Below are 15,188 nucleotides of genomic sequence, written 5' to 3'. Positions count from 1 at the left end.
GAACAGAAACCTTCCTATGAATCTCCTTTTAGACGACCTTACCATAAATATTTCAAATATTAACCAAAGCAAATTGGTAGAGAATTGGCTTTGGTTGATATCCGATTTTAAACAAACATTGCTGATCTCCAAAATGGGCGATATGTTTTTATTAGCGAATAACGGTCGCGTATATTGGCTGTCTACCGATAACGGATCGTTGACTAAAATAGCAGATAGCAAAGCCGGGTTTGAGCAAATGTTGGCGGATGAAGCCAATATAGATAACTGGTTTTTGCCGTCGCTGGTTGGCAAGTTGTTAACTGCAAATAAGTATTTGGGCAAAAATGAAGTTTATAGCTTCAAAGAATTTCCTATCATTGGCGGCGAATATTCGGTAGATAATATAGCTGCTACTGATATCAGTGTTCATTTTACATTAACAGGTATAATTCACGAACAAATTAAAGATTTACCTGATGGGACAAAAGTGCAGATTAAGCCTGTTGATTAATTTATACCTGTCATAGTGAGAATTATATTTATCGTTATAACGCTTGCAGTTTTGTCCTCCTGCAATTTTTCATCCAAGGTTAAAGTGTCTTCGGTTAATGCGCCAGGTAAGGTTGTGGACTCTGGAGAAACCTTTGACGATTTTCGCAATAAGTTTTATACAGATAGCGCTTTTCAGTTAAGCCGGATTAAGTTTCCGCTACCAAAAGTTTACCGAGAGACAGATGACGGACAGAATGTAAAACCCGATTACCTGCAAAAAGGGCAATGGGAACTAAATTTAATGTTGGATAAAAGCCTATCGCGTATTGAAACCACAAAATCAGATGATGAAGCCAACGAAAGAATAACAACGCCCATTGATCCAACTGTTATTCAAAAAAGTCGATTCAAAAAAATAAATGGCAAATGGTTCCTGGTATATTACGAAACCGTTGGTTTTTAGAGGTTTTAAATTCAGAAATCGGCAAAAATGTTTTTTATTTTTTCAAAAGTTAAGGGCTTATTTATAAAGTCGGTTACAAGCGGGCTTTGTTTCGACCTGGTTAAATCGTCGATGCTTACAGAAGAGGTGAGTATATAAATTTTGCTTTTTCTTAACGAATCGATCTTCAACCGGTCAAATTCGACCAAAAATTGCCATCCGTTCATTACCGGCATAGCCAGGTCCAGAAAAATATAATCCGGAAGATGCTCGGGATTGCTGTCATTGATTTTGCTAAGATGGTCTATTGCGCTCTTGCCGTTTTGGCAAGAGTCAATTTGGGGATTCATTAAGTATTTTTTTATCAAGGCTTTCACGATGACACAATCCAATTCCTCGTCATCAATGACAAGAATGCTGACACCTGAATCAATAATACCCATTGGCCGATAAACTATTAAACAACATTAATGTTATAAAATAATCTAATACGACATAGAATTGATTTTGTTGCATTTTTAATTAAAACAAGTCAGTTCTCTTCGGCCACAGTGTATTTGTTGCCATACATATAAAAAATGGCGATAAGCTAAACCAGCCATCGCCATTCAAAATTCTTATAAATCACTAAATCAATAATTCAGTAATTAAACTTATTCCCCGTAATACACGTTGTTTTTTAAATCAACATCCGGTAGTTCGTGTTCAGGGTCAATCACCATCAATTTTATTTTTGATGTTGATGGATATTTAAACGTCCATACTCCGCCGCGCTGCCACACATTTACGGGCAGGTGTAGGGTTTCAACCTTGCCATTGGCCTGGGTAATTTTCAGGTCGACAGGCATTGCCATCTTTTCGTTGTTGGTAATGGTGATCAGGGCGCCATTTGCGGCGTTATCGTCTACATATTTAACGCCGGTGATCGATTGGTCGATTTTCCAGGTAGTGGTAAACCAGCCTTTCCAAAACCAGTTCAGGTCTTCGCCGCTGGCATCGTTCATCGCACGAAATAAATCATAAGGCAACGGGTGTTTAAATGCCCAATTTTTAATGTATTCGTGAAATGCATAGTCGAAGCGCTCGGGGCCTAAAACCACGTTGCGCAAAATATCCATACCTAAAGCGGTTTTAACATAGTACTGGCCATAGTCGTTAAGGCCGATGGCTTCGGGCGCGGTCATCAATGGGTCTTTACTGTTGCGGTACTGGCCTAAAATGCGCTGCGCCTGTTTGGTGGTATCGTTATACTCGCCTTTGTTAAATTGTTGCGAGGCATATTCATTAATAAAAGTGTTGAAGCCTTCATCCATCCACATGTATTTGCGCTCGTTTGAGCCTACAATCATCGGGAACCAGTTGTGACCAATTTCATGAGTAACATCTCCCCATAACTGCCCTTTTTTAAGGCCGCCAAGGCAAAATATAGCACCAGGGTACTCCATGCCCAGGGCAACGCCAGATACGTTCACAGCCGAGTTCCACGGATACTCGAAATAAGCTTTAGAGTAAATCTCCATGCTGTTTTTCAGGTACTCGGTTGACCGGCCCCAGCTATCTATACCGGCGCTCTCAATAGGGTATGCCGACATAGCGATACCCTTACGGCCCGATGGGAAATTAACCCTCGCAGCATCCCAGATAAAAGCATCCGATGCGCCAAAGGCAACATCGCGGCTGTTTAGCATTTTATAGTGCCAGGTAAGGCTTCCCTTAAACGGACGGGTTGACGATTTGCCAACTTCGCTCTGCTTAATCAGCATGACTGTTTTATCGCTGCTTTTAGCTTCCGTCATGCGGCTAAGCTGCGCTGGTGATAATACCTCCTCGGGGTTTTGTAAGTCGCCCGATCCTACAACCACCATATTGGCAGGGGCGGTTATGTAGTAGTCAAAATCGCCGTATTCGCAGTAAAATTCGCCAAGGCCCATGTAGGGCAGGGTGTTCCAGCCTTCTACATCGTCATAAACGCACATGCGTGGGTACCATTGGGCAATTTCGTAAACGTAACCCTGTTTAAATTTTTTGCGGCCCATACGGTCGGCACCATAAAATGGGATGGCAAAATCATATTTGATCTTCACGCTTATTTTTTCGCCTTTACCGTCCATCGGGGCATTCAGGCGCAGTTGCATCCGGGCGTCGGTAATAATCGGGGCAACTTTATAGGTTTCGCCTTTGTAGGTAACCTCAACCGAACCGATGTGATAACCGCCACGACTAAAGCCACGCACATCAAAGCGGTCGCCGGTGTAGGGGGTTACGGCCGCGCCGCGCGAGTCGGGTTTAAATAAGTTTTGGTCAAGTTGCAGCCAAAGGTAATCCAGTTGGTCGGGGCTGTTGTTGGTATAGGTGATGGTAACTTCGCCGGTGATGGTGGTGTCTTTGCCTTCGTTCAGGGCGGCTTTAATCTGGTAGTCGGCGCGGTTTTGCCAATAAGTTGGCGATGGTTTGCCGGCGTTTGAGCGTGTGCCCTGCCCGGTTACCGGCCAGGTAATAGGGCCAAATGATTCCTGGTGATTGTACTTAATGGAGTCGGTTTGTGCCGATGCCGTGTTTGCCATAGCAAATAAGCCACCAACGCATAAAATGTTGATCAGTTTTAAATAGCGCATTTTGTCAGTCAATAATAAAAACCGCAAATAAAGGGAATTAAATTGTGAAGTTGGTAACAGGCTGGTTTAAAGTGGCTATAAATGTGGAGATATTCATATTTTATTCATGCTTTGTTCTTTTAGCAAGTTAATCAAAGCTACTTCTGGTAGGTTTATTTATACCTTTATAGTAATATTTAATAACTAGTAACCCTGATGCGTCAACCTAAGCCAATAAAATATCTGCCATTGATTTTACTTTTTTTGTTGTCTGCGCAAATTGTTGCGGCTAACGCTATCGACGATCTGAAAACGGATAGCAACGTCTTAAATTTGTTGGTAAAACTTGATACTAATTTTTTAAGCCATGGAAAACCAAATATAGAAATTTTACCGACCAATAAGTTAATACCTACCCTGAAATGTGGTGATGTAGCCCGGCAATGGGATATTAAAACCTGGGAAAAGGTTGATTTCAATATGGATAGCTTAACCGATTTACTGGTAACCGTAAAAAATGGCGAATCGGCTTATGTATACGCCATAATTGATAATGGCCATGGCGCGCTAAAGCTRCTTCGTTTGTCGCAAGGGTTCTCTGGCGATTGCCAGATGGCAAAGCCCATTGTTATCGACAACAAACAAATGCTTCTTTTTTATTCGCAAAAAATCAGGTTTGATGGAAATAGGTTTGACTTTACGAAAAAGGTTGAGCAAATAGATACACTTATATATTTATACGATGACTTTATAGAATTTAGTCCCGAACCAGCAAACTATAATATTAAATCTATTTTTATAAAAACTACGGGCTGTTATGGTACATGTCCGATATTTCAACTTACTGTTTTCGCTGATGGAAATGCGGTATACAACGCAGACCAATATAACCCTAAAGCTGGAAATTTTAAAGGAATTATATCAGGTGACAAAGTTTCTCAACTATTTTCATTGGTTAACTATATTGATATAAAGAAACTAAAAGATGATTACGAGGTAAGTTGGAGCGATGATCAAACCGCTTATATAAAGATTGAATTTAGCGATGGGAGCGTTAAAGCGGTGAACGATTATGGCATGATAGGCACCTTTGGATTAAGTAACTTGTACAGTCTGCTTTTTGATTTGAGGAATACCGAGAGGTGGACGCCAACTAATACTTACAAATTTAACATCCCGCCTGTAAAACTTTCCCATTAAATCCCGCTTTAAACTACAGGTACAATTATATTCGCACCTTGCATTGATAACGCAATACCATCTGCCATGAATAAACTCGCAAATTCCACTTCTCCCTATTTATTGCAGCACGCTAATAATCCTGTAAACTGGTACCCCTGGGGTAAAGAAGCTTTGGATAAGGCCAAAGCCGAGAATAAACTGATATTGGTGAGCATTGGCTACTCGGCCTGCCATTGGTGCCACGTAATGGAGCACGAGAGCTTTGAGGACGAAGCCGTGGCTGCAGTAATGAACGAATTTTTTGTTTGCATTAAGGTAGATAGGGAAGAGCGGCCTGATGTAGACCAGATTTACATGAGCGCCGTGCAATTGATGAGCGGTCGTGGCGGCTGGCCGCTAAACTGCATTTGCCTGCCCGATCAGCGGCCAATTTATGGCGGCACCTATTTTCGTAAAAACGACTGGACATCGCTGCTGTTTAACCTGGCCGATTTTTATAAGCAAAAACCGGAAGAAGCGGAGGAATACGCTGTTCGCCTGACAGACGGGATCCAAAAATATGAATCGATCCAATTTATAGCCGATCAGCCGGATTATACAAAGGACGACCTGAAAGTTATTGGCGATAACTGGAAACGATATTTTGACAGGCACGAGGGGGGGACCGGCAATGCGCCAAAATTTCCGATGCCCAATAACTGGCAATTGCTGATGCGGTACGCGCATTTAACCAACGATGATGAAATTGCCAGGCAGGTAAAGTTAACGTTGCATAAAATGGCCTTCGGTGGTATCTACGATCATGTAGGTGGCGGCTTTGCCCGCTACTCGGTTGATGGCCGCTGGCATGTGCCGCATTTTGAAAAAATGCTGTATGATAACGCCCAGCTCATAACCTTGTACTCCGAAGCCTACACCTGGCAGCCCGATGAATTGTATCAAACAGTGGTTGATGAGATCATCCATTTTGCCACAACTGAATTGGCATCGCCGGATATGGGCTTTTACTCGGCCCTTGATGCCGATAGCGAGGGGGTAGAGGGTAAATTTTACATTTTTACTAAAACCGAGATTGAAGCGATTTTAGGTGACGATACCGACCTGTTTTGCATTTACTACCATATTACCGAAGATGGCAACTGGGAAGAAGAACACTCCAACGTGCTCTTCAAAAAAGAAACGGACGGGCAACTGGCGGAAAAACTGGGCTTAGGGGTGGATGATTTGCTCACGCAAGTAAAAGCATCCCGCAAAAAAGTGTTCGAAGCCCGTGGCCACCGTATCAGGCCCGGTTTGGATAACAAGATACTGGCATCATGGAACGGCTTAATGTTAAAAGGACTGTGCGAAGCCTACCGGGCTTTTGATGAACCGAGGTACCTGAAACTGGCTTTGAGGAGCGCTGATTTTATTCTGCATAACCTGGTAGGTCAAAATGGCAGGCTCTCACGTGTGTACGGCAGCCCGGTGATTGATAGTATCCCTGTTGCGTTTTTGGATGATTATGCCAATATCATAGATGGCCTCATCGCTTTGTATGAAGTTACCTTCAATGAAACTTGGCTGCAGCAGGCAAAAGCCCTTACAGATACTGCTATGGCCCATTATTACGACGAAAGTAACGGTATTTTCTTTTATACTGCCGATGATGATGAACAGCTGATAGCCCGGAAATCGGAAATTATGGATGGGGTTACGCCGGCCAGTAATTCGGCAATGGCGCGCAACCTTAAAAAATTGGGCCTGCTTTTTGATAACGAAAGCTATGCAGCGGTTTCGGCACAGCTGTTACGCAACATTATGCCGCAGCTTGCAAAGTATGGTACAGCTTATTCAAACTGGATTATGTTATTGCTTGATGAAGTGTATGGTATTTATGAAGTTGCCGTAACGGGGCCCGAAGCCGAAACTGTAAGAAAGGAACTTGAAAATAATTACATACCCAATAAAATTATATTGGGAGGTACAAAAGGAAGTTTACCTTTGTTACAGGATAAGTTTGGTAAATCAACACAAATATTTGTTTGTATAGATAAAACCTGCGGATTACCTGCTAATAACACGGCCGACGCACTAAAACAAATGCAGGCCTGATTGCTTATTTATAAAAACAGTAACAATGAAGATTGAACCACAGCACGTAGTGTCATTAACTTACGATTTGTATGTTGACCAGGATGGTACCGAAACTTTAACAGAAAGTGCCACACAAGAACAACCTTTAACCTTTTTGTTTGGTGCCGGCCAGATGCTGCCCAAATTTGAAGAAAACTTAAGCAGCCTTTCAACAGGGGATACTTATGAATTTCGCCTGGCTGCAGGCGATGCTTATGGCGAATACGATGAAGAAGCTGTAGCCAACCTGCCGAAGGAAATGTTCCAGGGTGCAGAACTTCCTGAAATTGGCAGTATTTTACCATTACAGGATAATAATGGCAACCGTTTCCAGGCTCAGGTAGTATCAATAGCCGAAGATTCGGTAATTGTTGATCTTAACCATCCTATGGCTGGTCAGGAACTACACTTTAAAGGCAGCATCCTGAACGTACGCCCGGCTACCGAAGAAGAATTATCGCACGGCCACGCGCATGGTCCGGATGGTCACCACGCTCATTAATAGCCCCCTCTAAATCTCCCCCTGAAGGGGGAGACTTTTTAATATTTTAGTCCGTTATGTGAATAGCGGGCTTTTTTTGTGGCCTGTAGTTATGAATGTTGTGTAACGCAACTGTTTTTTTATTCTGTTAATCCTTTAATTCTGGAAATTCTGGTTCAGACAATTCACGTTAGCGATTGCAGCGGATACCGGCCCCGCGCTTAATGCCTGTGCAGTATAAGCGTAAAGCGCGGCCGCAGGCAACGCCCGGATTAATAAAATCAGGTTGCAAACTAAAAGCCGTCTTTCTTTGAAATAGCAGGGTGAGGCTCTTTTGTTTTTGCAGATTATTTGCCATAACTTGCTGAAAATTAAACCTAAAATGAAATATTTATCCTTACTGGCCGTGGCTGTAATGTTCAGCGCGTGCAAAAACACAGACAAGCCTACGGTTGTAAAATCATACACCATTGAGCAATTGTATAATAATAAATCAATTGGCGGGGCGGGCTTTAATGCCGACGAAACCAAGGTGCTGATTGAAGATAACAGCACCGGGATATTTAATATCTATGCCATTAATTTGGCCGATACCTCATCAAAACAGCTCACCCATTCAACCAAAGATTCCTATTTTTCTATAGGCTACGTGCCGGGCACCAACGATTTTTTATACAGCGCCGATCAGGGTGGTAACGAAAATAGTCACATCTACCTGCAAAAAGCAGATGGCTCGCCGGTGAAGGATCTTACACCATGGGCAAATACCACCAATAGTACAAACGGCTGGAGTGCCGATAAAAAGTACCTTTACGTTGTAAGTAACAAGCGCGACCCTAAGTTTTTTGACGTTTATAAACTTGATGTAGAAAACTGGAAAGATGAGCTGCTATATCAAAACAACGAAGGCTATTCGCCCGGCCCTGTTTCAAAATCCGAACGGTATATTACCTTAACCAAATCTATTACTACCGATAAAAATGAGTTGTACCTTTATGACAGGACGACAAAAGCGACCAAAAAATTAAGTAACGATAAAGATGCAACCTGGTACCCGGCGGCTTTCACCAAAGGCGATTCGAGTCTTTACTATATTACCAACGACGGAAGCGAGTTTAGTTACCTGGTAAAATATAATCTGGCAACCGGGGCAACCGCCAAAGTTTACAGCACCAACTGGGACGTTGTTGGCATGGAACTAAGCGACCTGGAAAAATATTACACCGTGTACGTAAATGCCGATGGCAAAACCAAAGTTTTGCTGTTTGATAATAGTACCGGTAAGCAAATGGATTTTCCGGAAATTAAAGATGGCGAGGCTAAGTCGGCAGTGTTTTCGCCAAGCGAGAAAAACATAATGCTTACGGTAGGTAGCAGCACAAGCCCGAATAACCTGTACGTTTACAATTTTGACACGAAGGAATTAAAACCGATAACCCGCACACTAAACCCGGCGGTAACCAGTGATGATTTGGTAAGTGCAGAAGTTGTCCATTTTAAATCTTTTGACGGGCTGGAGATTCCCGCGATTTATTACAAACCTAAAAATGCCGGCAAAGATAAACCGGTACCCGCTATCCTTTGGATACACGGCGGGCCGGGCGGCCAAACCACAACCAGCTTTAGTAACCAAATACAATTTTTAGTTAACCATGGCTACGCGGTGCTGGCTGTTAACAACCGGGGTAGCAGCGGTTATGGTAAAACTTTTTACAAACTGGATAACAAAGACCACAGCAACGGCGATTTAAAGGACTGCATCTGGGGTAAAAAATGGTTACAGCAACAAGCTTATATCGATACCGCCAAAATAGGCATACTGGGTGGTAGTTACGGCGGCTGCATGGTACTGGGTGCCCTTGCCTTTCATCCTAACGAATTTAAAGTGGGTGTAGACCTGTTTGGGGTAGCGAACTGGATGCGGACACTCAAAAGTATCCCACCGTACTGGGAGGCGCAGCGCAAGGCCCTTTACGAGGAACTGGGCGACCCGTACACGGCGGATAGTGTACACCTGAAAAAGATTTCGCCTTTGTTCCATTACCAAACCATCAACAAGCCGCTAATTGTTTTCCAGGGGATGAATGATGTTCGGGTGCTGCCTATTGAAAGCAAGGAAATTGTGGATGGTGTAAAAAAGAATGGCGTGCCGGTAGAATACATCACCTATCCTAACGAAGGCCATGGCTTTACCAAAAAAGAAGACCAGATAACTACAGCCAACAAAACGCTGGCGTTTTTAGATAAATATTTGGCTGGGAAAAAGTAGGACTAATAAGTTTACAACATTGATATCATTGCGAGCGGTGGCGTGGCAATCTTTTAGCCAATACATGTCGAATTTGCATGTCGGTTATGCGTTGGCTACGAGATTGCTTCGTTCCACGCAATGACCAACTGTAAAATGGCTTTCAATGCCTTATCGTATTAAAGAAAATAGCCAAATGCGTTGAAGTTGAGACGATCATAAACAAAAACGGCCTCTCTTAAAAAAAGACAGGCCGTTTTACATTCCCCCTTCAAGGGGTTAGGGGGCTTAGAAACTATTTCTTACGCTGTTGCTAAAAGTCTTTGTTGTCCAGTAGCCACTATCTAAAATACGGCGTACGGTCATCAGCGGATAATCGGGGTCGCGTTTGTCGGCAAGCTGGAATGCTATTTTGAAACCCTTCTTTTGAATCTCGGGCAATACCGGTTTTTTCCATACACCGAAAGGGTAGGCAAAGTAGTCGATTTTTTTGCCGGTTATTTCTTCCAATTTCTTGGTAGGCTTGTCAATCTGTGTAACCCAGTCATCAACAGGCCTGATGGTTATTTTGCCGTTTTTGCCTTTTATCTTAATTTCTGAGTTATGCGAGTACTTATCAACCCGGTGGTGGTCCCAGGTATGGCTGGCAATTACGTTGCCCTCGTCTGATAGCTTTTTAACCATGTCTGCCGTCATATAATGCGGGCGGCCTAATGATACTGTCATCACAAAATAAACTGCCTTAAAACCGTACTTTTTAAGCGTAGGGTTGGCAATGGTAAATTGGTCAAGGTCGGTATCATCAAACGTAAGCATGATGGGTTTTTTTGGCAGGGCAGCGCCGGTTGTCAGGTAGGCGTATAACTGATCGGGCAGGATGGTGTGGTAACCACTATCGGCCAGCATTTTTATATGCTCCTTAAACGCCGCAACCTGAACAATGTAATCTTTGGCGCCTTTTGAATCGGTAGGCTTCCAATCGCGTATCTGGTGATAGCAAACAATGGGCACCTGCTTACGGGCCATCACAGCTTTGTTATCTACTGAGGCTGCTGCGGTAGGCGTAGGGCTTGTGGCGGACGTACTGGCCGATTTATCGGTTGGTTTTCCCTGGCATGACATGGTTGCGCCCAATGCACAAACTGCCATCCATACAAAAGTTTTCTTTATCATAAATAGAAGATAATTTTTTAATTAATTCAACAACGGCGAAATTAGGATTTTATTGAGATTTTCTTAGACTTAAGAATCAAGACGGAAATTTCTAAGGCCTAAACTCTAAGTCAAAATCTCAATTCAAATTTATAATCGAAATAAATCCGAAATCGAAATCCCAATTCCGAAATTCTAAAGTCCTGCATCTTCGCTTACACCTCGGCCAAAACCCTCTACCCAGTCCCTGTCGCCGAGTCCTTTTGCTACGGCGCTTAATAAGCGGCTGTGCACGGCGTTTACAAGTGGCATGGGTGTGTAGCTCGCCTGCGATAGTTTAAAGGCAAGGCGGGCGTCTTTATAGCCTAATTTGGCTTTGAATCCTACGGGTTCATATTGCTTGTTTGCAATTAGCCTTCCATAGTTTTGGTAAATGGGGGCGTTGAATAGCGTTGATCCAAAAAAGTTGGCCACCTGCGCACGGTCAAGGCCGTTCTTCTCGGCAAGCGTATAAGCTTCGGCCATCATCTCCATTGATGCCATGATCATGAAGTTGCCGGCTATCTTCACCACGTTGGCGCCGCCAACTTCTTCGCCAAAATCATGTATGGCCTGGCCCAGGCAGTCGAGCACTGGTTTGGCAACATCTTTTACCTGCTGAGGGCCGGAAACGCAGATGAAAAGTTTTTTTGCTGCTGCTGCCTCAGGCCTTCCGAAAACGGGTGAAGCCAGGTAATAGCTGCCCAACTGCTCATGGGCTTTTGCCAGCTCAACGGCCGTTTCGGGCGATATGGTGCTCATGGATATGTGCACAGCATTTGGCTGTAGCGTTTTTAAAATTCCGTCGGGGCCTGTAACCGATTCTCGCAACACATCATCTTCTGATAACATCGTGATCACGATAGGTACACCGGCGGCGGCTTCGGCTGGTGTTTGGCATTTGGTGATGCCGGCCTGGTCAAGCTCGTCGGCTTTGCTGAGGGTGCGGTTATGGACTTGTAGATGGTAGCCGGCGTCGATGAGGTTTTTGGCCATGTGGATGCCCATGTTGCCAAGGCCGATAAATCCGATTTTATTTTTCATAGTTTTAGTTAATGTATTCCCTGTCTTCGTCACTTAGTGTATTTTTATCGTCTTTTTGGTGGATGTTGTCATGATAACCTTCAATGTCATATTTGGCTTTTTTGGGGCGGCCAACCATAAAGCCCAGGACAAACCCTACAAGGGTCATGGTGATCATGATGGCCAGTTTGGAGACCCTGAAACTCATGAACAAGAATGCGAAAGTTACATTGTCGGTATTTTGGGCAAGCGCGGCCGTAAGCAAAATAGTGATGATAACTATGGTGATGGTTTTTATGCTCATGATGTTTTGATTTGTTAAAGTTAACAGTTAATACAAGATGCAGTTTTTAATGTTGAAATAAAAGGGTGTTTTAAATAGGAGAGAGATTTGAGATATTAGATGTGAGATTTGAGACATGAGACGGCCGGTGGTTTGATGTTCCAAATTTGTGATTATCTCCGATCTGATTTTTTTGTCTATACCTGTCTTTTTTACCCTGAAAATTTTGGAGTTAAATTCCGTCACGAAAAAAAATGCTTGTTATTAACGATAGATTTTTTGGTGGGGAAGTGGTCGGTCAGTTACCAATGGCCGGCCAATTTTGATCGACGTGGTTAATGACAATGAACGGCCTTAACTTTAATATTTCGCGGTTTTTTAAAACCAGATTCACTCACTGTTTTCTTTGATGAGAAGTAAATTTTTCCTGCTCATTTTTCAGTCCAGTATACAAAACAGATGTCTGCTCTCATTTAATTAGAATTCTCATTTTTTCATTCAGTACACTTTGTTGTTTGGCAATCTCTCAAATTCAAATCTGTACTTTTTAATTAAATAAGGTTGATTAAGTATCTCATTTATTGATTGGTAAATGTATATTAATTGGTGTATGTTTTTGCTTACTAATTTTTTTAGTTTTTTGCAATTTGACTTAGTCTTCTTTTGTTTAATTTTTACTTCTGATAAATTATATAAGTTATTGATTTTTAATTAACTAAAATCAATTATAAAACTCATTTTTTAATTTTTATTAACGAAATTGTTAGGCGTAAATCTCCCTTTTGCGCTTCTGATAAAGTTTTCCATTTTTAAATTTAAATACACTAACTAAAAACCGGATTTTGCGGCTAATCGACGCGCGTTGATTTAAACAGGCAGGAACGTGCCGAAAAATTACAATCGCTCACAGGGCTTAAAAATGGCGTTTTATGGCATGCGGATTTATCCCCTATTCAGCCACTTTTGGGGCGGGAAATACTTGGATGAGCGACAACTTTTTTGACGCAGGATTGTGGGTAGAATATAAAACTAACCTGGGGCAACCGATTAAGGTAAATAGAACAACACGAAGAATATGGAAAGCTTAACCCCGATTTTTGCGCCTGGCAATTTGCGACTGAGCAACCGGGTACAAGAAGATGGTAGATAGAATAAGCACCGATCCTGCCCAGAAACCGATGGACATTTTATTCATATCGCCGAAGAAAATAAACGCCATGATGATACCATATACCGGCTCGAGGTTGGTGATAAGCGCTACCCGGAACGCCGAAAGTTCGCGCATAACGGATACCCCGGCAACGTAAGCAAGGGAYGTGCACACTGTGCCAAGCAGTACCAGGTAGCCAATATCTGCCGGCTTTAAAAGTAGTTTTTGGTTGTATCCGTTGGTTGCAAAAAGATAAACCGAGATCCAAAAAAATGCTCCTGTCAGTTCATAAAATGCAATGATAGGTGCTTCGCTTTTTTTAACAAACCGGGAGTTGATGATAGAAAAAAGGGCCGCGCAAACCGCACTTGCCAGCCCGGCTATTATTCCCTTAGTGTATTGAGTTTCGAATTTGAAAATTAATACGATGCCAGTAATGATTAATAAACCCGCCATAATTTCCAGTTTGGAGATCCTGGTTTTGTTAATCAGCGGCTCAAAAATGGCGGTAAATAAAGTGATGCTGGAGAGGCAAACTAACGACACCGGAACGGTAGAAAGCTTGATAGAAGCGAAGAAAAGTATCCAATGGCCGCCCACCAAAGCGCCCGTAAAAACCATTTTTAGCATGGTTTTTCGCTCTACTTTGAAGTCTGTTTTGCTGAATTTGAAGTATAAAAACAACGAAACAAAGGCTATTAACACCCGGTACCACACCAATTGTACTGCCGAAATGGTGATTAATTGACCCAAAATACCGGTAAAACCCCAGATAAAAACTGTAAAATGGAGTATAATCAGGTTCTTATTGAGCGCTTTTGGGGTATTTTTATCCAATTTTTTGACAATTTATTTCAATTTTTTAATACTTTTTCAATACTTTTTCAATACTTTTTAACACTATTTAGGTGCTTTTAACAACACGTAATAGCMTAATATACCAAATAATGTATTAGGAATTAGCACCGTAAAAATTGGCGGGACACCGCCTTTTATCGAAAATACGATCGAGAATTTCTCAATAATGATGTAGGTGAAACACAACAAAATCCCAATCCCAAGTGGTAATCCTACGCCGCCACGCACCTTGCGGGACGACAGCGCGACCCCTAAAACGGTTAAAACATATGCCGATAATGGGTACACAAAGCGGTGGTATTTTTCGTAATAAAGGTTGTTTAAAACCTCGGGCCGGCGTAGTTTTTCTTTGTCGATATTCTTGTTCAGTTCGCTTAATGACATCGCCGCGTATACGTTATCGTACACAATAAAGTCGGTTGGGTGCATGTCCAGTACGGTATCTTTTTGGCCCGGATTGTGGATAAATTGTTCCTTTAACCCTTTAATATATCTAACGTCGTAGTTTTTTAAAGCCCAGATCCTTTTTACAGAATCGTAGGTTACCTGCTGGGCAATCAGCTTTTCGCGAAGGGTATCACCGTTAAATTTCTCCATAATAAAGGTGTATCCGGTGTGCACTGTTGGGTCATAATTGGCCAGGTAAACATAGGTGTGTTTATCAATTTGCATGTGCACCTCGCTCTTGGTGGGGTCGTTATCGGTGATGCCGTTGGCGTTTTCAAAATCGTTTTTGAGGTGGTTTGTATACGGGATAAGGTACACATTGGCAAAAAACGATACCACAAATATGAGCGATGCAGCTATAAAATAGGGCCTTAAAAAGCGGTTAAAACTGGCCTTGCCACTCAGTATCGGAACGATTTCTGTTTGGTTTGCCATCTTGGCGGTAAAGAAAATTACCGCCAAAAAGTTAATCAGCGGCGATAGTAAATTCAGGTAAAAAGGCACAAAACCGGCGTAGTATTTAAATACAATATCGTGCAGCGTCGCATGCCTGCTGGTGAAGTTATCCAGCTTCTCGGAGATGTCGAACACTACCGAAATAGCCGCGAAAATGGCCATCGTAAACACAAATGTGCCCAGGTATTTTTTGATAATAAACCTGTCGATAACCATCAGGTACCGGTGTATAAAAGTCCTCATC

13 protein-coding genes are annotated in these 15,188 nt (G+C 42.5%); 6 read left to right on the top strand and 7 right to left on the bottom strand.

The genetic code is table 11. The features are described 5' to 3' along the window. Together AC1DV1_RS26260 and AC1DV1_RS26255 are read left to right on the top strand one after the other, a co-directional pair. Nucleotides 1–493: T6SS immunity protein Tdi1 domain-containing protein (locus tag AC1DV1_RS26260; RefSeq protein ID WP_477365932.1), on the top strand; the 493-nt coding region annotated here is incomplete at its 5' end. A 15-nt stretch (nt 494–508) separates the two neighbouring features. Next, entirely contained in the window at nt 509–937 is a 429-nt protein-coding gene (locus tag AC1DV1_RS26255) for a DUF4348 domain-containing protein (protein ID WP_477365929.1), read from the top strand. 11 nt (nt 938–948) lie between these two features. On the opposite strand, the gene AC1DV1_RS26250 is transcribed toward AC1DV1_RS26255, so the two are convergent. Together AC1DV1_RS26250 and AC1DV1_RS26245 are read right to left on the bottom strand one after the other, a co-directional pair. Beyond that, the gene (locus AC1DV1_RS26250; protein ID WP_477365926.1) at nt 949–1,359 is read right to left on the bottom strand and encodes a response regulator; all 411 of its coding nucleotides are present in this window, start codon (nt 1,357–1,359) and stop codon (nt 949–951) included. 210 nt (nt 1,360–1,569) lie between these two features. Then, entirely contained in the window at nt 1,570–3,531 is a 1,962-nt protein-coding gene (locus AC1DV1_RS26245) for a M1 family metallopeptidase (protein ID WP_477365923.1), read from the bottom strand. Between the two features lie 195 nt (nt 3,532–3,726). Here AC1DV1_RS26245 and AC1DV1_RS26240 point away from each other — a divergent pair, with 195 nt between their 5' ends. From AC1DV1_RS26240 to AC1DV1_RS26225, 4 genes are all read left to right on the top strand, one after another. Continuing rightward, nucleotides 3,727–4,710 carry a DUF6438 domain-containing protein gene (locus tag AC1DV1_RS26240; RefSeq protein ID WP_477365920.1) on the top strand — a complete coding sequence of 328 codons (984 nt, stop codon included), beginning with the start codon at nt 3,727–3,729 and terminating at the stop codon, nt 4,708–4,710. Nucleotides 4,711–4,776: 66 nt separating this feature from the next. After that, the gene (locus tag AC1DV1_RS26235; protein ID WP_477365917.1) at nt 4,777–6,786 is read left to right on the top strand and encodes a thioredoxin domain-containing protein; all 2,010 of its coding nucleotides are present in this window, start codon (nt 4,777–4,779) and stop codon (nt 6,784–6,786) included. A gap of 25 nt (nt 6,787–6,811) precedes the next feature. After that, nucleotides 6,812–7,309: an FKBP-type peptidyl-prolyl cis-trans isomerase gene (locus tag AC1DV1_RS26230; protein ID WP_477365914.1), complete on the top strand. Its 498-nt coding sequence runs from the start codon at nt 6,812–6,814 to the stop codon at nt 7,307–7,309. A 361-nt stretch (nt 7,310–7,670) separates the two neighbouring features. After that, nucleotides 7,671–9,557, top strand: coding sequence for a S9 family peptidase (locus AC1DV1_RS26225; RefSeq protein WP_477365911.1), 1,887 nt, complete (start codon nt 7,671–7,673; stop codon nt 9,555–9,557). A 267-nt stretch (nt 9,558–9,824) separates the two neighbouring features. Here AC1DV1_RS26225 and AC1DV1_RS26220 read toward each other — a convergent pair whose 3' ends face one another. The 5 genes from AC1DV1_RS26220 to AC1DV1_RS26200 form a co-directional block, all read right to left on the bottom strand. Next, nucleotides 9,825–10,709, bottom strand: coding sequence for a polysaccharide deacetylase family protein (locus AC1DV1_RS26220; protein ID WP_477365908.1), 885 nt, complete (start codon nt 10,707–10,709; stop codon nt 9,825–9,827). A gap of 174 nt (nt 10,710–10,883) precedes the next feature. After that, nucleotides 10,884–11,771, bottom strand: a complete 888-nt coding sequence (locus tag AC1DV1_RS26215) for an NAD(P)-dependent oxidoreductase (protein ID WP_477365905.1) — start codon at nt 11,769–11,771, stop codon at nt 10,884–10,886. 4 nt (nt 11,772–11,775) lie between these two features. Next, nucleotides 11,776–12,054 (bottom strand): LapA family protein, encoded by a 279-nt coding sequence (locus tag AC1DV1_RS26210; RefSeq protein ID WP_477365902.1) that lies wholly within the window; start codon nt 12,052–12,054, stop codon nt 11,776–11,778. Between the two features lie 1,063 nt (nt 12,055–13,117). Beyond that, nucleotides 13,118–14,020 (bottom strand): DMT family transporter, encoded by a 903-nt coding sequence (locus AC1DV1_RS26205; protein ID WP_477365899.1) that lies wholly within the window; start codon nt 14,018–14,020, stop codon nt 13,118–13,120. 63 nt (nt 14,021–14,083) lie between these two features. Continuing rightward, nucleotides 14,084–15,187: an LptF/LptG family permease gene (locus tag AC1DV1_RS26200; protein WP_477365896.1), complete on the bottom strand. Its 1,104-nt coding sequence runs from the start codon at nt 15,185–15,187 to the stop codon at nt 14,084–14,086. Between the last annotated feature and the right edge of the window lies 1 nt (nt 15,188).

Source organism: Mucilaginibacter sp. P4_D1 (assembly GCF_056401935.1).
The sequence above is the reverse complement of the archived record's forward strand: the minus strand, read 5'-3'. Positions and strand labels throughout refer to the sequence as shown.